22 protein-coding genes and 1 tRNA gene are annotated in these 19,686 nt (G+C 46.0%); all 23 read right to left on the reverse strand.

The features are described 5' to 3' along the window. A partial coding sequence (locus tag KKI13_05860) for an ABC transporter permease (protein ID MBU4488572.1) occupies positions 1–287 on the reverse strand: 287 nt, incomplete at its 3' end. Further along, positions 280–1,251 carry an ABC transporter permease gene (locus KKI13_05865; protein ID MBU4488573.1) on the reverse strand — a complete coding sequence of 324 codons (972 nt, stop codon included), beginning with the start codon at positions 1,249–1,251 and terminating at the stop codon, positions 280–282. The genes KKI13_05860 and KKI13_05865, both read right to left, overlap by 8 nt. Continuing rightward, complete coding sequence (locus KKI13_05870) at positions 1,248–2,816, reverse strand: peptide-binding protein (GenBank protein ID MBU4488574.1); 1,569 nt, start codon at positions 2,814–2,816, stop codon at positions 1,248–1,250. Before KKI13_05870 ends, KKI13_05865 begins: the two co-directional genes overlap by 4 nt. Positions 2,817–2,859: 43 nt before the next feature. Next, positions 2,860–3,210 (reverse strand): preprotein translocase subunit SecG, encoded by a 351-nt coding sequence (gene secG / locus KKI13_05875; protein MBU4488575.1) that lies wholly within the window; start codon positions 3,208–3,210, stop codon positions 2,860–2,862. Positions 3,211–3,214: 4 nt separating this feature from the next. Next, positions 3,215–3,982 (reverse strand): triose-phosphate isomerase, encoded by a 768-nt coding sequence (gene tpiA / locus KKI13_05880; protein MBU4488576.1) that lies wholly within the window; start codon positions 3,980–3,982, stop codon positions 3,215–3,217. 65 nt (positions 3,983–4,047) lie between these two features. Continuing rightward, positions 4,048–5,235, reverse strand: a complete 1,188-nt coding sequence (locus tag KKI13_05885) for a phosphoglycerate kinase (GenBank protein ID MBU4488577.1) — start codon at positions 5,233–5,235, stop codon at positions 4,048–4,050. Further along, a complete protein-coding gene (gene gap / locus KKI13_05890) occupies positions 5,232–6,284 on the reverse strand; it encodes a type I glyceraldehyde-3-phosphate dehydrogenase (GenBank protein ID MBU4488578.1) in 1,053 nt (350 codons plus the stop codon). The genes KKI13_05885 and gap overlap by 4 nt, the downstream gene beginning before the upstream one ends. Before the next feature lie 163 nt (positions 6,285–6,447). Beyond that, the gene (gene fmt, locus KKI13_05895) at positions 6,448–7,383 is read right to left on the reverse strand and encodes a methionyl-tRNA formyltransferase (protein MBU4488579.1); all 936 of its coding nucleotides are present in this window, start codon (positions 7,381–7,383) and stop codon (positions 6,448–6,450) included. Then, positions 7,384–8,325: a bifunctional riboflavin kinase/FAD synthetase gene (locus KKI13_05900; GenBank protein ID MBU4488580.1), complete on the reverse strand. Its 942-nt coding sequence runs from the start codon at positions 8,323–8,325 to the stop codon at positions 7,384–7,386. Between the two features lie 57 nt (positions 8,326–8,382). Further along, a complete protein-coding gene (gene truB, locus KKI13_05905) occupies positions 8,383–9,069 on the reverse strand; it encodes a tRNA pseudouridine(55) synthase TruB (protein ID MBU4488581.1) in 687 nt (228 codons plus the stop codon). Next, positions 9,066–10,043 (reverse strand): bifunctional oligoribonuclease/PAP phosphatase NrnA, encoded by a 978-nt coding sequence (locus KKI13_05910; GenBank protein ID MBU4488582.1) that lies wholly within the window; start codon positions 10,041–10,043, stop codon positions 9,066–9,068. The genes truB and KKI13_05910 overlap by 4 nt, the downstream gene beginning before the upstream one ends. Then, entirely contained in the window at positions 10,040–10,405 is a 366-nt protein-coding gene (gene rbfA, locus KKI13_05915) for a 30S ribosome-binding factor RbfA (GenBank protein ID MBU4488583.1), read from the reverse strand. Before rbfA ends, KKI13_05910 begins: the two co-directional genes overlap by 4 nt. Next, entirely contained in the window at positions 10,402–11,709 is a 1,308-nt protein-coding gene (locus KKI13_05920; protein MBU4488584.1) for a CCA tRNA nucleotidyltransferase, read from the reverse strand. The genes rbfA and KKI13_05920 overlap by 4 nt, the downstream gene beginning before the upstream one ends. A 39-nt stretch (positions 11,710–11,748) precedes the next feature. Beyond that, positions 11,749–12,636 carry a site-specific tyrosine recombinase XerD gene (gene xerD, locus KKI13_05925; GenBank protein MBU4488585.1) on the reverse strand — a complete coding sequence of 296 codons (888 nt, stop codon included), beginning with the start codon at positions 12,634–12,636 and terminating at the stop codon, positions 11,749–11,751. A 23-nt stretch (positions 12,637–12,659) separates the two neighbouring features. Beyond that, positions 12,660–13,280: an MBL fold metallo-hydrolase gene (locus KKI13_05930; protein ID MBU4488586.1), complete on the reverse strand. Its 621-nt coding sequence runs from the start codon at positions 13,278–13,280 to the stop codon at positions 12,660–12,662. Between the two features lie 99 nt (positions 13,281–13,379). After that, a complete protein-coding gene (locus KKI13_05935; GenBank protein MBU4488587.1) occupies positions 13,380–13,868 on the reverse strand; it encodes a hypothetical protein in 489 nt (162 codons plus the stop codon). 10 nt (positions 13,869–13,878) lie between these two features. Then, on the reverse strand, positions 13,879–15,927 hold the full coding sequence (gene ligA, locus KKI13_05940) for an NAD-dependent DNA ligase LigA (GenBank protein MBU4488588.1): 2,049 nt from the start codon (positions 15,925–15,927) through the stop codon (positions 13,879–13,881). Next, the gene (locus KKI13_05945; GenBank protein ID MBU4488589.1) at positions 15,914–16,639 is read right to left on the reverse strand and encodes a metallophosphatase family protein; all 726 of its coding nucleotides are present in this window, start codon (positions 16,637–16,639) and stop codon (positions 15,914–15,916) included. Before KKI13_05945 ends, ligA begins: the two co-directional genes overlap by 14 nt. 17 nt (positions 16,640–16,656) lie before the next feature. Continuing rightward, positions 16,657–17,379 carry a tetratricopeptide repeat protein gene (locus tag KKI13_05950; GenBank protein ID MBU4488590.1) on the reverse strand — a complete coding sequence of 241 codons (723 nt, stop codon included), beginning with the start codon at positions 17,377–17,379 and terminating at the stop codon, positions 16,657–16,659. Continuing rightward, complete coding sequence (locus KKI13_05955; protein ID MBU4488591.1) at positions 17,379–18,143, reverse strand: ABC transporter permease; 765 nt, start codon at positions 18,141–18,143, stop codon at positions 17,379–17,381. The genes KKI13_05950 and KKI13_05955 overlap by 1 nt, the downstream gene beginning before the upstream one ends. Next, complete coding sequence (locus KKI13_05960; GenBank protein ID MBU4488592.1) at positions 18,140–18,994, reverse strand: ABC transporter ATP-binding protein; 855 nt, start codon at positions 18,992–18,994, stop codon at positions 18,140–18,142. The genes KKI13_05955 and KKI13_05960 overlap by 4 nt, the downstream gene beginning before the upstream one ends. 14 nt (positions 18,995–19,008) lie before the next feature. After that, complete coding sequence (locus KKI13_05965; protein ID MBU4488593.1) at positions 19,009–19,284, reverse strand: acylphosphatase; 276 nt, start codon at positions 19,282–19,284, stop codon at positions 19,009–19,011. A gap of 164 nt (positions 19,285–19,448) precedes the next feature. Further along, a tRNA-Pro gene (locus tag KKI13_05970) sits at positions 19,449–19,526 on the reverse strand. Between the last annotated feature and the right edge of the window lie 160 nt (positions 19,527–19,686).

Raw genomic sequence — 19,686 nt, forward strand, 5'->3', positions numbered from 1 at the left:
ACACCCAGAACCACTCCTATAAAAAGCATTATTAAAACGGCGATGAAACCGATTGAGAGTGAAATCCTCGCGCCGTAGAGCATTCTCGCAAAGAGGTCACGCCCGAGATCGTCCGTTCCGAGCAAATTTTCTCTTGAAGGAGGCAATAATCTTTTATTCGGCTCCAAATGGATCTCATTCGGATTATGAGTGGCGATGATCGGCGCAAAGATCGCGGCCGAGTACATTATAATGATCACCACAAGCCCAAAAAGTACCTGCTTATTTTTTAATATTTCGTTATTCATATCTAATCCTAGGATCGACCCAGGCGTACATAATATCCGCCAAAATCAATCCCAAAAGTGTTAGAAATGTAGCGATAACGCCGACCCCCATTACAACGGGATAGTCGTAATTCATTATCGCCTCATACCCCATTCTGCCCATCCCCGGCCACGCGAATATCGTCTCAATGATAAAACTCCCGCCTATTAATGCGGGAAGTATCATGCTTGCTATAGTCACTATCGGCAGAAGCGCATTACGAAGGGCGTGCTTGTATACAACACGGGATTCTTTGAGCCCCTTCGCCCTCGCGGTCCTTACATAGTCCTGGCCGAGCGCTTCAAGCATACTGGAACGCATATAACGCGATATGCCCGCCAAACTTACAAGTGAAGTAGCGGCGACCGGAAGGACAAGCCGCCACAAAAGATCTTTCAATGCCCCGAAGAATGAGTAATATTCCACATACCACGGCCGCATCCCCGATATCGGAAACCACCCCAGGTGTATGCCGAATAACATTATCAAAAGCAGCGCAAACCAGAATGCGGGCGTAGCGTAACCTATAAAAACAGCTACGGTAACGATTTTGTCATAAAACGAATTGGCCCGCACCGCGGAGCTGACTCCGAGGGGAATCGCTATAATATAAATTACGAGGATAGATATTATCCCCAAAAGCAGTGTCGCCGGCAGCCTCTCCCCTATCTTTTTAATGACTGGGACATCGTCTATAAACGAATTCCCAAAATCAAGTTTTACCACTCTTTTAAGCCAAAGGCCAAATTGGACCAGCACAGGTTTATCAAGGTTATACAATTCCCTGAACTGGGCGCGCGCTGAACCCGACACCTCGGGATTGAGGCCGTATCTTATGCTCGCCGGATCCGCGGGGCTAAAATGCATCAAAAGAAGCGTGATAAGCGATATGCCTAATAGCATGGGGATAATCAATAATAATCGCCGTATTATATAGCTTATCATTGTCTGTATTTCACCTCACCTGGATCAACATACCAGTCTATAAAATTATATCCTATGCCGGCGGGCGCGGGATCTATGCCTTTAAAACGTTTGGATACCGCCACTGTCGCGTATGGAAAATAGAGAAACGTGTACGGCGCGTCATCCGCGATCAGTTCGTGTATCCGATTATATATGACTATCCTTCGCTCCTTATCAAAAGTCCTTCTTCCCTCTTCTATTAGGGCGTCGACTTCTTCATTTTTATAGGAGACAAAGTTGAAACCGCCCTCTTTTTTAGAAGCAGAATGCCACACCACATAGCAGTCAGGGTCTAGGGGAAGTGTCCAGCCCAATATCACCGCCTGGAAATTCTTTTTATCCACAAATTCGTTAAGAAAAGATGCCCATGCTATGATCTGCACATCAGCCAAAACGCCTATTTCTTTCCATTGGTGCTGAACGACTGTCGCTATATCTTCTCTATCCTTGTTCCCTTGATTGGTGATCAATTTAAATCTGAACGCTTTACCATTTTTATCCAAAATACCGTCTCCGTCGGTGTCCGCCCAACCAGCTTCCCTTAATAGCTCAAGTGCCTTCTTTTTATTATACGCATACGCCTCGGCGTTTTTATTGTAATAAGGCGTCTCTTTAAAAAACGGTCCTGTACACGGCTCGCCCAGCCCCATTAAAACACCGGTGATTATGTCATTTTTGTCTATAGCGTAACTCAATGCCTGGCGCACCCTTTTATCGCTAAAGAGAGGGTCATTGAGATTATAGCCTATATACGAATAACTGCGGGAAAGGTATTTATACTTATTATATTTGGATTTAAATGCTTTGGCGTCGGTCCGGTAAAAATACTGATACGGTGTAAGGCCCATGCTGTCTATGCCGCCTGTTATCAATTCCAAGTACTGCACGGAAAGGTCGGGTATGACTCTGGTTACATATTTGTCTATATAAGGCCTGTGTTCAAAATATTCCTTATTTGACCCAAGTATTATATGCTGATCGCTTTTCCATTCCTTAAAGATATACGGTCCGCATCCTATGGGATCTCTTTTGAACTTAGTGCTAAGAAAGTCTTCCCCCTTCAGTAAATGCTCCGGCACTATGGACATGCCCAGTTTTGATACGGCCGGAGCGTACGGCTGCGAATATATGAACCTTACGGTATAGTCATCGATTACATCTATCGATTTTATATCCATAAAGTCCGATGAATATGGGCAGGCATTCTTTGGGTCAAGTATGGCCTCAAACGTAAATTTTACGTCGCGGGCTGTTAAAGGTATGCCGTCGTGCCATTTTATATTTTTATGCAGAAAGAAGATTATCTCTTGTCCGTCTTCCGAGCGAGACCATCGCTCGGCAATATCCCCGACTATGTTGAGGTCACGATCCACTTTGGTGAGGCCGTTAAAGACAAGCCCTGTCACGCCGCTTGAAGCAGTATCGGTGGCAAGAAAAGGTATCAGGTTTCTCGCGTCGGCTATTGAACCCGTGACATAAGCATCTCCGCAGGGTTCTGCCCCGCAAAAATAAGACGAGCTCAAAATAAAAAGAAAAGCCGCCATTACGCATAGCGGCTTTGAGAATCTATTCTTAAAAAAATATGTCTTATTCGGGCTGGGACGGAATCGTTTTTTCATTGGCAGCCGGCATATCCTTAGCTTTGGAAGCATCCATCGCCTTCCCGGTTTCTTGAGATACGGCTCCAGACGATTCCATTAGAGACCTCGAACGGTTGGACGACATTATTGCCAGCGTCATACAGGTGATTATAAATATTACGGCGGCAGCTGCTGTCGCCTTCATTAAAAAGTTTGACGCAGAGGTGCCAAATATAGTCTGAGTTGATCCTCCAAACATCTCGCTCACGCCGCTGCCTCTGCCTGCCTGCATGAGTATGACCAATATCAATACCATGCTCACGATTATATGGATCGCCATGACAAAATTATACAACATTCTATTAAACTCCCTTCTTCGCGGATTCCCTGACTATCGGGACAAACTGTTCTATCTTTAAGCTCGCACCGCCTACCAGAACGCCGTCTATATCTTCCTGATTGATAAGATCTTTTATGTTGTCCGGTTTTACGCTTCCGCCGTATTGTATCCTTACATCATCGGCAGTATCTTTATCATACAGCTCGCCCAACAGCCCCCTGATATACTTATGGACTTCCTGGGCCTGGTCCGGCGTGGCCGTCTTTCCTGTACCTATCGCCCAGACAGGTTCATAAGCTATTATCATATCGCGGACATCTTCCTTTGCGAGGCCTTTCAAGCCGTTTACTACATGGTCCTTAACAACGTCAAAGGTGAGATTTTTTTCCCTCTCGTCAAGTTTTTCTCCGACGCACATTATGGGTATAAGCCCTTCACTAAGTGCGGCTTTTATCTTTTTATTGACGGTTTCATTAGTCTCGTTAAAATACTGCCTTCGCTCCGAGTGCCCGATGACTACATACATGGCACCCGCTTCCTTTAGCATGACAGGCGATACTTCTCCCGTAAATGCCCCTTCTTTTTCCCAGTACACATTCTGCGCGCCCACTTCTATGCTGGAATTTATGAGCATATCCGACACCTCGCTGAGCGCAGTGTAGGGCGGAATGACTACTACGTCAATATTTTCTATATCCGCCAAATCCCTTTTTAGGGCATTGACCAGCTCTATGGACTCCACTATGGTCTTGTGCATCTTCCAGTTGCCTGCTATTATTACGCGCCTCATTTTCAGCTTTCAGCTTTCAGTCTTCAGTCGTCAGCTGCTGATAGCTGATGGCTGATGGCTGATAGCTATTTGTCGTTAAGCGCTGCTATGCCCGGTAAGGTCTTTCCTTCCAGGTATTCCAGCGAAGCGCCCCCGCCTGTGGATATATGCGACATCTTATCTTCCAGGCCGAGTTCGTATATCGCCGCCGCGGTATCGCCGCCGCCGATTATTGTAGTCGCCTTTATTGTCGTAAGAAACCTTGCCAGCTCTTCTGTGCCTTTAGAAAACGGTTTTATCTCAAAAAATCCCACGGGGCCGTTCCATACTACCGTCTTTGAATCTTTGAGGACCTTTTCGAATTCCTCTATCGTCTTGGGCCCGATATCCAAACCTATTTCGCCGTCGGGTATCTCTCTCGTATTGACAATTTCTGTCTTAGCGGCCGCGTCCACCTTGTCGGCCACGACATGGTCGACCGGAAGCAAAATCCTGACGTTCTTTGCCTTGGCCTTTGACAATATATCTTTAGCCAGATCCACTTTATCGGCTTCCAACTTTGATTTTCCTATATTTATGCCCTCGGATTTAAGAAACGTGTAAGCCATAGCGCCGCCGATGAGTATGGCATCCACTTTATCCATCAGATTCGTTATGACGCCTATCTTATCCGATACCTTTGCCCCGCCCAGTATGGCAACATACGGTTTCACAGGGTTCGTGGTGGCCTCTTCGAAATATTTTATCTCTTTATCTACCAGGAATCCGGCAACGGATGGAAGATATTTTGTGATGCCCTCAGTAGACGCGTGAGCTCTGTGGCATGTGCCAAATGCGTCGTTTACAAATATATCGGCAAGCGATGCGAGCTTCTTTGCAAATTCCGGGTCATTCTCTTCTTCTTCCGGATGGAAGCGCAGGTTTTCAAGAAGTACCACATCCTTAGGCTTCATTTCCGAAACGGCCTTTTCTACATCCGGGCCTACGCAATCGTTCAGTTTTGTGACCTTTTTCGCCAAAAGCTCGCTCAATTTTTTTCCTACAGGGTCCAGCCTCAGCTCATCTTTAACCTTTCCGTCAGGCCTGCCGAGATGGCTCATCAATATGACTTTTGCGTCGTTCGAGATGAGATACTGGATAGTCGGAATAGCCCCTTTTATCCGGCTGTCGTCCGTTATAGCCAACGATTTTTTATCAAGCGGCACGTTGAAGTCTACCCGCACGATGACGCGTTTATTTTTTACGTCAATATCCTTCAGCGTCTTCTTGTTCATAAGCCTTTCGCCACCATCAATTCGATTAGATCCACCACTCTGCATGAATAACCCCATTCATTGTCGTACCAAGAAAGCACTTTTATGAAATTATCCTGCAATACCTTTGTGCTCGGCCCGTCTACGATGGAGCTTAAGGGGCAGTGGTTAAAATCTACGGAGACTACTGGGTCCATAGTAAACCCTAATATGCCTTTCAGCTTTCCTTCGGATGCTTCACGAAGCGCAGCATTTACCTCTTCTACCGTAGTCTTTTTCGATAAATTGCAGGTAAGGTCCACAACCGAAACATTCGGTACGGGGACGCGGATTGCAAAGCCGTCTAGCTTACCTTTTAATTCCGGAATGACAAGCGATATAGCTTTTGCGGCTCCTGTAGAGGTCGGTATCATGGAGACTGCCGCAGCGCGCGCGCGTCTAAGATCCGAATGCGCCATATCCTGGACTCTCTGGTCGTTTGTATAAGCGTGTATGGTCGTCATGAGCCCTCGCTCAATCCCCCATTTATCATTCAGGATCTTGGCGACCGGCGCAAGACAGTTGGTCGTGCAAGAAGCATTTGATACGACATTGTGGTTTTTCGGGTCATACTTATCGTCGTTTACGCCCATAACGATCGTTATATCTTCGCCCTGGGCAGGAGCGGATATAATGACTTTCTTCGCGCCGCCTTTTGTAATGTGGTTCTCGGCGCCCCTTACTTCTTTGCCTTTTTTGTTGACGCCGTCTTTTTTAATGGTAAAAAGGCCTGTGGATTCTACTACTATCTCAACGCCGAGTTCTTTCCATGGCAGCTCTGCGGGGTCTCTTTTGGCAAGGACCTTTATAGTCTTTCCGCCTACCGAGATAGCATCTGCCCCAAGCGCCTTTACTTCTTCGGGAAAACGGCCGTGCACCGAATCATATTTAAGTAGGTGCGCGTTTGTCTTTGTATCGGTTATGTCGTTTACTGCTACCAATTCTATGGATTTGGATTTCATCTCAAGGATCGCCCTCGCGACCATTCTGCCTATTCTTCCAAACCCGTTTATACCAATTTTCGTCGCCATTTGTTATCCTCCGAATTTTTGCGTGCAAAAATTCGTCCCGAGCAAGCGAGCTCGCTTTTTAGCTAGCGAGCGCGTCGAGGGACTACCTTAACACACTACATTTAACATTGTGAAGAAGCTTAATTATATCAATATATCAAAATAGAATCAAGGGATTTTTCCGCTAACCCAGCCTTGCGCCCGGTTTTACCGAATGGCCTCTTAAAAATAATTCCGCCGGCATCACTTTCTTGCCTTCAATTTGCAGCTCCAAAATGGAAAGTGCGCCGTCTTTTGTCTTTACTATAAATCCCTTTTCCTGATCAGCCAGAACGACCTCTCCCGGAGATGCGTTACCGAAATCTCCCCCTTTTCGCGGCTCTGCTTCTATGATTTTAAGCGTCCGCCCTTCCAGATTGGAATATGTTCCCGGCCATGGCGTAAGCGCTTTTATTATTCTCAGTATTTCACCGGTAGTGGAATTCCAGTTTATAAGGCCGTCTTCTTTTTTGAGCTTGGGCGCGAAGGTCGCCTCTTTTTCATCCTGCTTTCTAAATTCGGCCCTGCCAGCTTCCAGTAATCGCAACGCTTCCATAAATAAGTCTGCGCCCATTACCGTCAGTTTATCGCTAAGCGAATCGCCATTATCGGTATCTTTTATATCCGATTCTTTCTGAAGTATGATATCGCCCGCATCAAGCCGTTCGTTCATTCTAATGATGGTAACGCCGGTTGATTTTTCGCCTCGAAGAAGCGCCCTCTGTATCGGCGCCGCTCCCCTATATTTAGGTAAGAGAGAGGGATGTATATTCAAGGCGCCGAATTTGGGCATTACTAGAAGCGCTTTTCCCAGCATGCTCCCGTAGGAAACAACTAAAAATACATCGGCTTCCATATCCTTCAGTTTGGCAGTAAATGCCGGATCATTTACATCGGCCGGCTGCAAAACTGAGATACCGTATTTCTCCGCTTCGATCTTTACTGGAGGCGCAAGGACTTTCAAATGCCGTCCCTTTTGCCTATTCGGCTGAGTCACCACGGCAAGGATGGAGGAGCTTTTTGAAATGCGCTTTAGCACCTTTACCGCAAAGTCCGATGTGCCAAAAAATATTATCTTCATTCATGCCCCTACGTTCTTAAAATATCTTTTCGCGAGAGCCATATCTCTTTTTACTCTTCCGGCTAGTTTATGTTTATCTCTAAATTTCTTCTCATTCCTGACCTTCTTTAAAAAGGTTATCTCTATATCACGGCCGTATATCGCTTTATCAAAATCAAAAATATGCAATTCTATAACCGGTTCCGCATATTTTTTGTGCGGGTGAAAGGTCGGGCGAAACCCTATGTTTACTACTCCCTGGTAAGATCTACCGCCAAATTCCGCCTTCACTATATATACGCCGCTCGGAGGCATTGCCTCATGGTGCGGATCTATATTGGCTGTAGGAAAACCTATCTCTCTGCCGCGCTTTTCCCCCTTCACAACAGTGCCGAGTACTGTAACACTTCTGCCCAATATTTTTTTTGCCTCGGCCAGGCGACCGGACATTATAAGCCTACGTATCAAAGTACTGCTTATGATTCTCGTGCCTGACTTCAAAGGCTTCAGTGATCGTACGTCAAAGCCTAATCTTCTCCCTATATTTTTTAAATGGCGGACATCGCCGGATCGGTTCTTTCCCAGGACAAAATTCTCGCCCACCAATAATAGCTTGGTATTTAACCGCCTCTTTAGTACCTTATCCGCGAATTTTAAGGGCGGGCTCTGCGCAAAATCTTTTGTAAAATTTATTATTACCGCTATATCTACTCCCTTTGCCTCTAAAAGCCGCATTTTGTGCGCCGTAGAAATCACCGAAGGCGGAGACTCTTTAGGCATCAATACTTTTAAAGGATGCGGTTCAAACGTAATGACACAGCTCTTTCCTTTTATGATACGGCTATATTTTTTTAGTTCTTTTAAGATCTCCTGGTGCCCCCTGTGAACACCGTCAAATATGCCGATCGTGACAACGGTAGGGCCTTTGATATTTAAATCTTTTATGCCGCGTATAACCCTCATCCCCTAACCCCCCGCAATCTTCCGCCAAAGGCGGATCCGCCTCAGGCGGAAACCTGGTTAGAATTGGCAGATTAGATCTGCCGGCTTCAGTTTGTCCAGCGCTACTGCTTGCGATATATCGTATTTGCCGGACCTCGTCCGTCTCAGTTCCGCCATATGGCCGGCGCATCCCAACCGTTCGCCTATATCTTGGCAGAGCTGCCTGACGTAAGTACCTTTTGAACAGGAAATATCAAAAATCACATCGGGAAGCGAAATATCTTTTATGCGCATCTCCTTAATATTTATCCTGCGCGGCTCTCGCGCAACCTCAATGCCTTTTCTTGCTAATTTATATAACGTTTCACCCTTTTGCTTAATCGCGGAATACATAGGCGGCACCTGTTCGCTCTCTCCCGCGAAGCTCATAATAGCATCCTTGACCATACCGGGAGATATGCCCGTTAAAGAACCTGTGCGTATAACCTTTCCGGACGCATCGCCTGTATCGGTAGCACTTCCCAAGCGTAAAGTAACGGCATAATCTTTGTCTTCGTTAAGCAGCGAGTCCGATTTTTTTGTCGCTTTACCTACCAGGATTATAAGCACACCTGTAGCAATCGGGTCAAGCGTCCCCGCATGGCCTACTCTCTTAGTATTTAAAACTCTTCTTACTATATTGACCACATCGTGGCTTGTCATGCCTTTCGGCTTGTCCATGACTAATATTCCGTCCAAGCCGTCTACGAACGCCTGTCTGATCATAATAGAAACTCTTCCGCCGTATCTAAAACTTTTATTATCGCTTTATCGAGCGGCTCCTTCAATACACATCCGGATGCCTTGGGATGGCCCCCTCCTCCAAACTTGCTTGCCAGCACATTGACATTGGCGCTTCCTTTGGAACGGAAACCGACGTGTATACTCTGGGCGTTCTCTAGGTCTTCCCTGAAAAATATCGATATCTCAGTGCCTTCTATCGCCCTGGCAAAATTTATGAATCCGTCGGTCCTGTCAGGCGTAGCGTGCGCTTCTTCCATCATCTGTTTGGTTACACATATATAAGCAATCTTACCGTTTTTAGTCACCTTAATGGTACCGAGCGCCTTGGCCAAGAGCTCCATATCGCCGATATCTTTTGTCTCATAGACCTTCTCCGCTATCTTTGCCGGCTTTATTCCCAATTTTATGAGATCACCGCATATCTTGTGTGTTTCGCTAGTCGTGGAATCGTACCTGAAGGAACCCGTATCTGTCAATATGGACACATAAAGTACCGTGGCGATGTCATCAGTAATATTCAACCCCATCTCCCTATATAACTTATAGATCATCTCCCCGCAGGATGAGGCATCCGGCTCCACCCAGTTGAAGTCGCCGAAATTCTTGTTGCTGACATGGTGGTCTATGTTGATTATGTTTATCTTCTCTCCCGGGGCATTCAAAAGGCTCGCTATCTTGCCGCTTCGCTCTACAGTGGGGCAATCCACTATTATCACGTTGGAATAATCTTTAGCTCCTATATTGTTGCCTACGATTATCTTATTCCACGACGGTAAAAATTTATACCTGTCCGGGACAGGGTCACTGTTTACCATTATTGCGTTTTTGCCCAGCTGTTTTACCATATAATAAATCCCGATTTCGCTCCCTATGGCATCTCCTTCTACATTTATGTGCGAAGTAATCAGGTAATTATCGTATTTTTTGATGGCATCCGCCACGTCTCTTATGCTCATGCATCCTCCTTCGTCTCTTTTTCTTTGTGTAATCTATCGAATAACTTCTCTATTTTATTCGTGTATTCCTGAGATTTGTCTATCTTAAATACTATCTCGGGAGTAAGGCGCAGCTTAAGCCGGTCGCCTATGGCGTTCTTTATAAAACCTTTGGCATTATTAAAAGCGACTTCCGTGGATCTTGTCTCTTTTTCATTGCCCAATACTGTATAGTAAACCTTTGCGTAACGAAGGTCCGGCGTAATTTCCACCCTTGTTATAGTCGTAAAGGCAATCCTTGGGTCCTTAAGCTCCTCTTGTATCATCGTACCTATTTCCCTTCTTATTGCATTTGCCACTCTCTGCGGACGCTTCCTCGTCATAATATCTCCGTTTCGTGTATTAATAATTGTGTTCTCGCAAATGCTAATTCATCTTGCCTTGTAGTAACCACGCCGTCTATCTTAGCATAAAGCGTCTTTTGCAGTATTTCGGCAAAATACGGTCCTGGCTGCTTGCCGAGGCGCTTAATATCTTCTCCTCCTATTGAAAGGCGGGCCCATTTATACTTTTTCAAAAATGCGCCAATTCTTCTTTTCGCAAGTTGGCTGGTACATTTAGCCATTATAAAGAGCAGCGCCTCCGAAGTAAGCGGTACGAGTACGCTGTATATCTCACTCGGCCTCGTAGTTTTTTTTGCCGATAGAAGCGCAAGGATCTTCTTCTCGGATTTTTTCACCGCGGCTATGCTTGACCTGTCGCTGCGCTTCATCATAAGCCTGGCGCATACTTTCATGGCTTCGCTGAAACTAAGGCTGTCTATCAGCGCCATAAAATAGACAAGCCACAAATATAGGGGCCGTTCTTTGAAAAAATCGCCGCCGTATAATCCAGCCGCCTTTTTTACATTTCTGCAGATCTCCTCCTCGGCAGTACCAAATCTTACCTTTGAGCTTATAAACCTGAGCTCATCAAGGCCGTTCATCCTCTTTGTGACCTTAACAGGATCTTTTTCTCCGAGCAATAGCTCTATCTCCGTACGCAACCTCTCTCCGGAGACCCCATCAAACATCCGCGCGCCTTTCGCATTTCTGATAAGCCGGGCCGTAACGTCGTCCATTCTAAAGCCATACCTTTGTTCAAAACGAACCGCTCTGAAGATCCGGGTGGGATCGTCTATAAAGCTCTTTTCGTGCAGTACCCTTATTCTCTTTTTCGCAAGATCTTTTGTACCGCCAAAAAAGTCTATCAGCGTTCCGAAATCTTTGCGATTTATACTGAGTGCCATCGCGTTTATCGTGAAATCGCGCCTTTGTAAATCGTCTTTTATCGAACTGAATTCCACCAAAGGAAGCGCGGCCGGTTTCTCGTAGAACTCCCGCCTAGCCGTAGCTATATCTATTTTTATCCGGGGCTTTTTTCGCATTATCAAACTTGCCGTTCCGAATTTTTTATGCACCACGAGCGCCGCGCCTATTTTATGGGCACAAAGCGCGGCAAACGCCGGACCATCGCCTTCTACCACAATATCCAAATCCATATTTTTAACACCCAGCAGGATATCGCGGACTAAACCGCCTACCAAATACGCCTTATACCCTCCTTTTTCTGCCAACTTTGCTATTTTATTAACGATCAGGAGAATATCTTTCGGCAATAATAAACGCAAATTATGGGTCATTTTCATAATATCATCTTCCACTCAATATACTCGCTAAACGCTAAATTACGGCCTTGGATGAAACTGCCTGTGAATCATCTTGAGCCGTTCTTTATTTATGTGGGTATAAATCTGTGTTGTTGAGATATTGACGTGTCCTAACATCTCCTGAACCGACCTCAAATCCGCCCCTCTTTCCAAAAGATGTGTCGCGAAGGAATGTCTCAGAGTATGAGGGGTTATGTTCTTTCCGATGCGCGCCAATTTCGCATAAGATTTTATGATCTTCCAGAACATCTGCCGGGTCATCTTATGGCCGAGCCTTGTAAGAAAAAGGCCCTTTTCGGAAGCGGATCTTACGAGTTCGGGCCTTATCCTATCACGGTATCTTTTAATCGCCGTCTGGGCCGCTTTGCCGAGGGGCACAATCCTCTCCTTGGAGCCCTTACCGAAACACTTGACAATGCCCAGCTCAAGATTTGCGTCCTGGTCATCAAGATTGACCACCTCCGAAACTCTCATCCCCGTGGCGTACATGACCTCAAGGCACGCTTTGTCTCTTATTCCTATCCAGCCCTTTAAGTTGGGCGTTCTCAAGAGCCGGTCCACCTCATCCGTTGAAAGCGCGTCGGGCAGGTGCTTCCACAGTCTAGGCGTGTCTATAACGCTGGTTATATCGGTCTTAACAAAGCCTTCTCTGGTGAGAAACCTGAAAAATGTCTTCATCGCGGCAAGCGAGCGCGCGATTGAATTGGCGGATAATCCTTTATCCTTTTCGGAGAGCATAAAATCCGTTACGTCGGATTTCTTTGCGGCGACAAACGAGGATACACCTTTTTTTTTAAGATACCCTGAGAATTTGTATAGGTCCCTCTCGTAGGATACGAGAGTATTTTTAGCTAATCCCCTTTCAATGGAAAGGTAATCCAGAAATTGCGCTATATTGTCTTTCACGGCTATCTGTATAAGGTTAAGCGTTAAGTTACGGATGCGTTGACAAAGCCGTTATGCAGCTTTTCAGCCCCTATCGTACTGGACGGCCCGTGCCCCGGATAGACTATAGTATTATCATCCAGGACCAGCAATTTTTCCCTTATAGAATCTATCAACTTCTTTTCGGAACCGTAAGGAAAATCGGTCCTGCCTACACCGCCCATAAACAAGGTGTCGCCGGTAAAGACGAAACCCCTCCCCAAAAGCGATATACTGCCCGGTGTATGGCCCGGCGTATGTATGACCTTAAGCCCACAGGATCCTATCTCTATGATGTCTCCTTCTTCAAGGATACGGCTCGCTTCCGGGCTTTTTATGGAGAAACCGAAAGACGCGGACATATTAAGTTTGGAATTACGCAAAAAGTCTACATCCAGTCTATGGATATAAATAGGCGCCTTGAATTTGCCATTTGACGAGATATGATCGCCATGGCCGTGTGTATTTATTACGCACTTTATATTGAATCCGTGTCTTTCTATTTCCCGCTTTATCCCGTTACCGTCTGAGCCGGGATCTATAATAGCGGCTTCCCTCGTCTGGGGATCTGCAAGGATATAGCAGTTGGTCTCAAGGGCGCCGACCACAACCCTTTTTATAAACATCTTGTCCACTTTTTAAGCCTCCGATTTGCTCCTCTATCACCCGGTGAGCAAATCGTCCCGAGTAAAATCGAGGGGCGAATTGCCCTCTATAGAGGGATTTTACTCATCTGTTTTTATATATTTACGCATCCTTTTATATGAAAACTCGTCCTGTACCACCCTTCCCACCCTCGCAACAATCCGCCGATTGTTTGTGTTGTCTTTTACGCACTCCATCCGGTTCTTCATCCTCTCCATCACCGCTTGCATATCATTTATCTGGACATCCAGTTTCTTTGCCTCTTCCTCGTCCAGAAGGTCTCTCATGGCCGTCAGGTACTTGAGCGATTCGTTCAGATTAAAGACATCCCTGGTATAATTTGTATCGTCCGTCCTCTCCAGTTCAGCATGCCAGTTATGCCAAAGGATGTAATTCTTTACATATCTCTCGGGCGCGGGCCTTGGTTTATAATCCTCTACCTGATAGAAAGAGTAATCCTCTTTTCCGGGATCCTTTTTTCGTACAAATTTTTTCATAATATCGCCGCATCCGGCTAAGACGATGACCATTAAAACCACGCACCATATTAATAAAAATTTCTTCGTCATATTGTTCCCTTTATTTTATCATATCTTTAAACTCTTCTTCGCTGACTATCTTTACGCCGAGCGACTTTGCCTTGTCGTATTTGGAACCTGGCTCGGCCCCGGCCACAACTATGCCTGTCTCTTTGCTGACGCTTGACGATACTCTTCCCCCGAGCTTGCGGACAAGTTCCTCCGCTTCGCTTCTTGTTATAGAAGATAATCCTCCCGTAAAGACAATGCTCTTCCCATCAAAAATGCCCTTTCGCCCGGAGACTTCTTCTTCCATCCTTACGCCGGCTTTGCGAAACTTTTCAAGGACCTTAAGATTCGCCTTATTGTTGAAAAAAGCATGTATGCTTTCTGCTACTATAGGCCCTATCTCTTTATGCGACTCGAGCGATTCTATGCTCTGCCTGGCTATCCTATCTATTGAACCGTAATGCTTATATAAAAGCCACGCCACATGAACCCCGACATGGCGTATGCCAAGGGCAAATATAAGCCGAAAGAGCTCGTTTTGTTTACTCTTTTCGATACCGTCTATTAAATTCCTGGCGGATTTGTCGGCGAATCGTTCCAGGTTCTTCACGTCCTCAAATCCGAGATAGTAGAGGTCTCCGTAGTCACGCACCATCTTCTTCTCTACCAGCTGGCTTACAACCCTCTCGCCCAGCCCCTCTATATCCATGGCGCCCCTTGAAGCAAAATGGATTATCCTCTGCTCTATCTGCGCCCGGCACGAAATATTATCGCATCTTACGGCGACCTCATTTTCGGGCCTTATAGTACCTGCTCCGCAAACAGGGCATTCTTTGGGCATCCTGAACTTCTCTTCTCCCCCGGTACGCCGCTCCTTTACTACGCTTATGACCTGCGGTATGATCTCGCCGCTCTTTTCTATAATAACGGTATCACCTATTCTTATATCTCTTCGCTCTATCTCGTCTATATTGTGAAGCGTAGAGCGCGATACCGTCGAGCCTGATATGTGGACGGGTTTTAATAAAGCAACGGGTGTCAGGGTCCCGGTCCTCCCTACCTGCACGATAATATCCAGAAGTTTTGTTTCCTTTCGCTCCGCCGGAAATTTATACGCTATCATCCAGCGGGGGCTTTTAGTAGTCGAACCCAGCTTTTTCTGGTAGTCAAAAGAATTAACTTTCACTACCATGCCGTCAACAGGATACTCGAGCGTGTCCTTTTTCTTTTCCCAGCTGTCACAATATTTTATCACATCCTCTATCCCGGAAAACTTCGCGATATGAGGATTGACCCTCATGCCCGCAGAATCGAGATACCGAAGAAGTTCGTACTGGCTGCTTATTTTAACACTGAGAAGCGCGCCTACGCCATGCACCAATATGCTCAGATGCCTTTTTGCGACTATCGCCGGGTCCAGAAGTTTAAGCGAGCCGGCCGCGGCATTCCGCGGATTCGCAAAAAGTTCTTCGCCCGCCTTTTCTTTTTCGGCATTGACCTTCAGGAAATCCTTTTCCGACATATATACTTCGCCGCGGACTTCCATTAAGGCCGGCACTTTACGATGATCTTTCTTTCCGCCAAAGGCGGATCCGCCTCCGGCGGAAAGGCGAGCCGGTATAGCCGACATAGTCAATATATTATGCGTAACTACATCACCTTCTCTGCCGTCGCCCCTTGTCGCGCCGCTTTCCAGTTTTCCGTTTTTATAAAGAAGCGAGATGCTCGCGCCGTCAACCTTAAGCTCAACAACGTACTCAACTTTATCTATTCCTAAATTCTTTTTGACGCGTCCGTCAAATGCCCTGAGTTCATCCGCATTGTAAGTATTATCCATACTCAGCATCGGCACTATATGTTTTGCGGCCGGAAACTCTCCGGTCGGCGCCCCGCCCACCTTTTCGGTGGGAGAACCAGCTGCTTTAAACTGCGGATACTTCCCCTCGAGAGAGGCCAATTCCTTTAAAAGGCCGTCGTATTCCTGATCGGAAACAGTTGGAGCGGCATCTTCATAATATAACTTATTATATCGCTCTATCTCATTTCTTAATCTTTCGATGCGCTTTTTCACATCCGCGTTCTTCAACTTATCTTCCCTCATTAAGCCGGGCGGCCAATACAGGCGGAAGCCCTGCATCTATGATCTTCTTCGCCGCCTTTTTTACATCGTAGGGGGCTCTCTTTATTTCCGCGTAACTTTTTTCGGTATCAAAGACCGCGTAAGACGCGCGCGGATCGCCGTCTCTCGGCTGGCCTACCGAGCCCACATTAATTATGTACCGTGCGCCTTTTTCTATTTTGACTTCGGATTCCGGTAAAAATGCCACGCCCTTCCGGCCTTTGGCGCAAATCAAGGGCAAGTGAGAATGGCCTATAAAACATAACTCACCCTTCATGAGGCCGAATGTCGCCAGTGCCTGCGATGTATCAAGTATATAATGAAACTCTTCCGGCTCGTTAAGAGAGCCGTGGACGGCTGTAATATTTTCATCCTCATAAACGAGGCTAAGTGCTTTAAGATACTCTTTTTCCTCTACAACAAGCCTCTTCGATGTCCACTCTATGGCTTCTTTTGCAAAGTCATTAAAGTATGATGTTGTCAATATGCCGGCAGAGGCCCAATCGTGATTACCCGCGACTACCTTATCGGTAATCTTCCGCGTAAGGTCTATGCAGTCAGAAGGTTCGGCCCCGTAGCCGACTATATCTCCGATGCAGATATATATATCTATATTCTCTTCTTTTAGAGAAGTTATAACCGTTTGAAAGGCCTCGCCGTTTGAGTGCACGTCCGAGAATATGCCGTAACGCATAGGGAATATCCCTAATATTATTTTTTAAGCTTCCCCGCTTCTATGAGTTTCTCTTTCGCCTTTTCAAGATGCTCTCTTGATAGCTGCATATGATAGGGGTCGTCCGTGAATACCGTAAGGCAGCGCTGCCATTCTTTGTATTCCGATTCTATATCCCCCTCTTTTCTGTAGGCATGCGCTATCAATCTGTCTATATAGCTCGGGTGCTTATATCTTATTGCCGCCCTAAAATGCCGTATACCCTCTTCATAATTTTTAAGCTTATGGTAATATATCCATCCCAGGTTAAACCAGAGATCGTAGACGTTCCTGTTTCGCGCAATGCCTTCTTTTAAAAACCTGATGCCTTCATCAATATACATATCCTTTTCCGCTATTCCCGCAGATTCGGCATAGGCATAACAGTTATAAGCAAGGTGCCATGCGCCAAGCTCCCATGCTTCCAAAAAATGCGGCTGCATCCATGTTATGGAGCGAAGGATCGGTATTATGTCGAACCATTTTCCCTCATGCCAAAGTTCGTCCAGCTTGAGCCACAGTAAATCGACCGCCAGCCCGCGGAAGCCGCCTATCACAAAATTGGTAGCAAACTCTCCCGGCATAATAACTATGGCTTCCTCAAGGTCTTCGGTAACGCGGCTATAATTTATAGATGCCTGAAGGACAAGTATCGCCATGAAAGATGCCGCAATAAATCCCGCGATAATATACTTATGGATACGCGGCGTGTAAAAGTGCATCAGATCTCCCTTTCGGCAAATAAAAGGTATCCCAAAAGAAGCATTATTACCGAATAGATAAGGCCGTAAGAAGCGGCCTTGCCTATATATGCGAGCGAAACCTTTGCGCCTAACACGATGGCATCCTGAATATTGAAATTCTCAAAATTCGGCAGTAATGTATAAAGGGTTATGAGCAATGACTTCATCCCGACTGAAGTAAATTTCTCCGCCAGATGATTAAGATAATTTGTCAGGTGGCCCACCAAAAATATCAATATCCCGAAAGTTATATTAAACATCTCCGACGCAATTGTAGATATGCACAAAGTTATAGAGCCGAGCACAATAAACTCTATGGACATTAAAAAAAGCGCTTTTATAAGTTCTGGGTTAAAAGTCTTTCCTTTAAGGTATATGATTATAAAAAGGATCAGGCTCATAAACACCATATTTGCCATTATCGCGTAAACGGCGCCTAAAAACTTGCCGAACAAAAATTCTGTCCTTGATACCGCTTTGGTAATGACTGTGGTAACTGTCCTCCTCTCCATCTCGCGCGGGAGTAGCGCCGCAGTCAGAAAGACCGTTATAAGCATGCCCATAAATCTTATTATGCCGAGCGATGTATCCTGTATTATCTTAAGCTCTTCACTGGGCGCAAACACCACAAAAAACCTTGTGGACGCTATAGATACAGCCGCAAATATGATCAGGGTATTAAGGAGTCTGTTGCGGAGCGCTTCTTTGTAGGTTATAGAGGCTATGGACAATATATTATTCACTTTTTTGCCTCCTCTTTGATAAGTTTAATAAATAGGTCCTTTAATGAATCCCGCTTATCGGCGACATCTACTACTTCATAACCGCTTTGTCCGGCGGCAGCACGCAGCCGTGTCATGCTCTCAGCTGCTTTGGGCCCCCTCAAAGTCAACGATAATTCGTCTTTTGAAACAAGCAGCTCTTTGAGCCGCCCTTTCCTTATAAGCTTCCCTTTATGTATGATAGCTATAGAATCGCAGGAATCCTGCACCTGCGATAATATATGGCTGGATAAGAATATCGTCTTTCCCCTGGATTTTAATTCCAAAAGAAGATTCTCAATTTCGGTAGTGCCTATGGGGTCAAGACCCAGAGTAGGTTCGTCTAAAAAAAGTACTTCGGGGTCATTAACAAGGCTTATAGCAAGCCCTATTCGCTGAAGCATGCCTTTCGAGAAATTGCGTATCCGCATATTCTTAAAAGCGCCCAAGCCGACTTTATCTATAAGATAATCTATTCTGTCCCTGCTTAAACGGGAAGCGTGCTTGCCTAAGGAGCCATAGAAGCCCAGTAGTTCTACAGGCGTCAGGAAATCATAATAGTAAGGGTGTTCGGGAAGATATCCTATTCTATTTTTTGAGGCGACATCGCGCGGGCTTTTACCGAGTACTGTAGCTCGGCCGCTCGTGGGAAATATGAGGCCGAGTAGTAATTTTAATAGAGTAGTCTTGCCGCTTCCGTTTGGGCCGAGCAGGCCGAATATCTCCCCTTTTTCCACATCCAAAGATATGCCATCCAGCGCCTTGAAGACCTTTTCGCCCATTACATTTTTGTAATACTTGCTGAGATTCTTGACCTCAATGATCTTTTCCATTTTATCCTCTCCCATCAAAATCGAATGCGAAAATTCTTAAATTCGTCCTTTGTTTCATCCCACACAATATCTTGTGAGGATATGTAGTGTTTCATAGGGCCATTCTTTATCTTATTTATAAAAGTGACGAGGTCCGCTTCCTCGCCCTCGCATAAAACCTCCACCCTGCCATCGGCTAAATTTTTTACCCAGCCTCCGAGCTCGAGGTTAACGGCGATATTCTCTGCGGTAAACCGAAAACCGATACCCTGCACTGTTCCGGAATAATAGACGTGTAAACGCTTATGCATAAAAAGATGGCCCTTCGACGCACTTACTCCGTTCGTTTGTGGTTCGACTCTGCTCACCATCCTTCGCGAACCATCCTGAGCAAAGTCGAAGGACTCAGGGCCATGGTGAGCAAGGGAAAGCTTCCAGCCGATATAATAGCGGGAAGCTTTCCCGCGTCGAACCATGGTCGGGGCGGGCGGATTCGAACCGCCGACCTCTTGGTCCCGAACCAAGCGCGCTAGCCAAGCTGCGCTACGCCCCGACAAATTTTGCGAAGCAAAATTTGATCCCGAGGTTGCGATGAGCAAGAGCAACCGAGGGAATATATCATAATTATAATGTAATAGATGATTATAGTATCTCAGGTGAGTACAGTCAACCAAAAAATTCCCTGCCCTCGCGCTTGGCTGCAAGAAAAGAGG

It is taken from the genome of Candidatus Omnitrophota bacterium (genome assembly GCA_018894435.1).
Lineage (GTDB): Bacteria > Omnitrophota > Gorgyraeia > JAHIPI01 > JAHIPI01 > JAHIPI01.

What these genes read in the sequence shown, in the direction of transcription:
- KKI13_05865 (MBU4488573.1), bottom strand. Translation starts at nt 1,251, where the DNA reads ATGATAAGCTATATAATACGGCGATTATTATTGATTATCCCCATGCTA.
- KKI13_05870 (MBU4488574.1), bottom strand. Translation starts at nt 2,816, where the DNA reads ATGGCGGCTTTTCTTTTTATTTTGAGCTCGTCTTATTTTTGCGGGGCA.
- secG (MBU4488575.1), bottom strand. Translation starts at nt 3,210, where the DNA reads ATGTTGTATAATTTTGTCATGGCGATCCATATAATCGTGAGCATGGTA.
- tpiA (MBU4488576.1), bottom strand. Translation starts at nt 3,982, where the DNA reads ATGAGGCGCGTAATAATAGCAGGCAACTGGAAGATGCACAAGACCATA.
- KKI13_05885 (MBU4488577.1), bottom strand. Translation starts at nt 5,235, where the DNA reads ATGAACAAGAAGACGCTGAAGGATATTGACGTAAAAAATAAACGCGTC.
- gap (MBU4488578.1), bottom strand. Translation starts at nt 6,284, where the DNA reads ATGGCGACGAAAATTGGTATAAACGGGTTTGGAAGAATAGGCAGAATG.
- fmt (MBU4488579.1), bottom strand. Translation starts at nt 7,383, where the DNA reads ATGAAGATAATATTTTTTGGCACATCGGACTTTGCGGTAAAGGTGCTA.
- KKI13_05900 (MBU4488580.1), bottom strand. Translation starts at nt 8,325, where the DNA reads ATGAGGGTTATACGCGGCATAAAAGATTTAAATATCAAAGGCCCTACC.
- truB (MBU4488581.1), bottom strand. Translation starts at nt 9,069, where the DNA reads ATGATCAGACAGGCGTTCGTAGACGGCTTGGACGGAATATTAGTCATG.
- KKI13_05910 (MBU4488582.1), bottom strand. Translation starts at nt 10,043, where the DNA reads ATGAGCATAAGAGACGTGGCGGATGCCATCAAAAAATACGATAATTAC.
- rbfA (MBU4488583.1), bottom strand. Translation starts at nt 10,405, where the DNA reads ATGACGAGGAAGCGTCCGCAGAGAGTGGCAAATGCAATAAGAAGGGAA.
- KKI13_05920 (MBU4488584.1), bottom strand. Translation starts at nt 11,709, where the DNA reads ATGAAAATGACCCATAATTTGCGTTTATTATTGCCGAAAGATATTCTC.
- KKI13_05930 (MBU4488586.1), bottom strand. Translation starts at nt 13,280, where the DNA reads ATGTTTATAAAAAGGGTTGTGGTCGGCGCCCTTGAGACCAACTGCTAT.
- KKI13_05935 (MBU4488587.1), bottom strand. Translation starts at nt 13,868, where the DNA reads ATGACGAAGAAATTTTTATTAATATGGTGCGTGGTTTTAATGGTCATC.
- ligA (MBU4488588.1), bottom strand. Translation starts at nt 15,927, where the DNA reads ATGAGGGAAGATAAGTTGAAGAACGCGGATGTGAAAAAGCGCATCGAA.
- KKI13_05945 (MBU4488589.1), bottom strand. Translation starts at nt 16,639, where the DNA reads ATGCGTTACGGCATATTCTCGGACGTGCACTCAAACGGCGAGGCCTTT.
- KKI13_05950 (MBU4488590.1), bottom strand. Translation starts at nt 17,379, where the DNA reads ATGCACTTTTACACGCCGCGTATCCATAAGTATATTATCGCGGGATTT.
- KKI13_05960 (MBU4488592.1), bottom strand. Translation starts at nt 18,994, where the DNA reads ATGGAAAAGATCATTGAGGTCAAGAATCTCAGCAAGTATTACAAAAAT.
- KKI13_05965 (MBU4488593.1), bottom strand. Translation starts at nt 19,284, where the DNA reads ATGCATAAGCGTTTACACGTCTATTATTCCGGAACAGTGCAGGGTATC.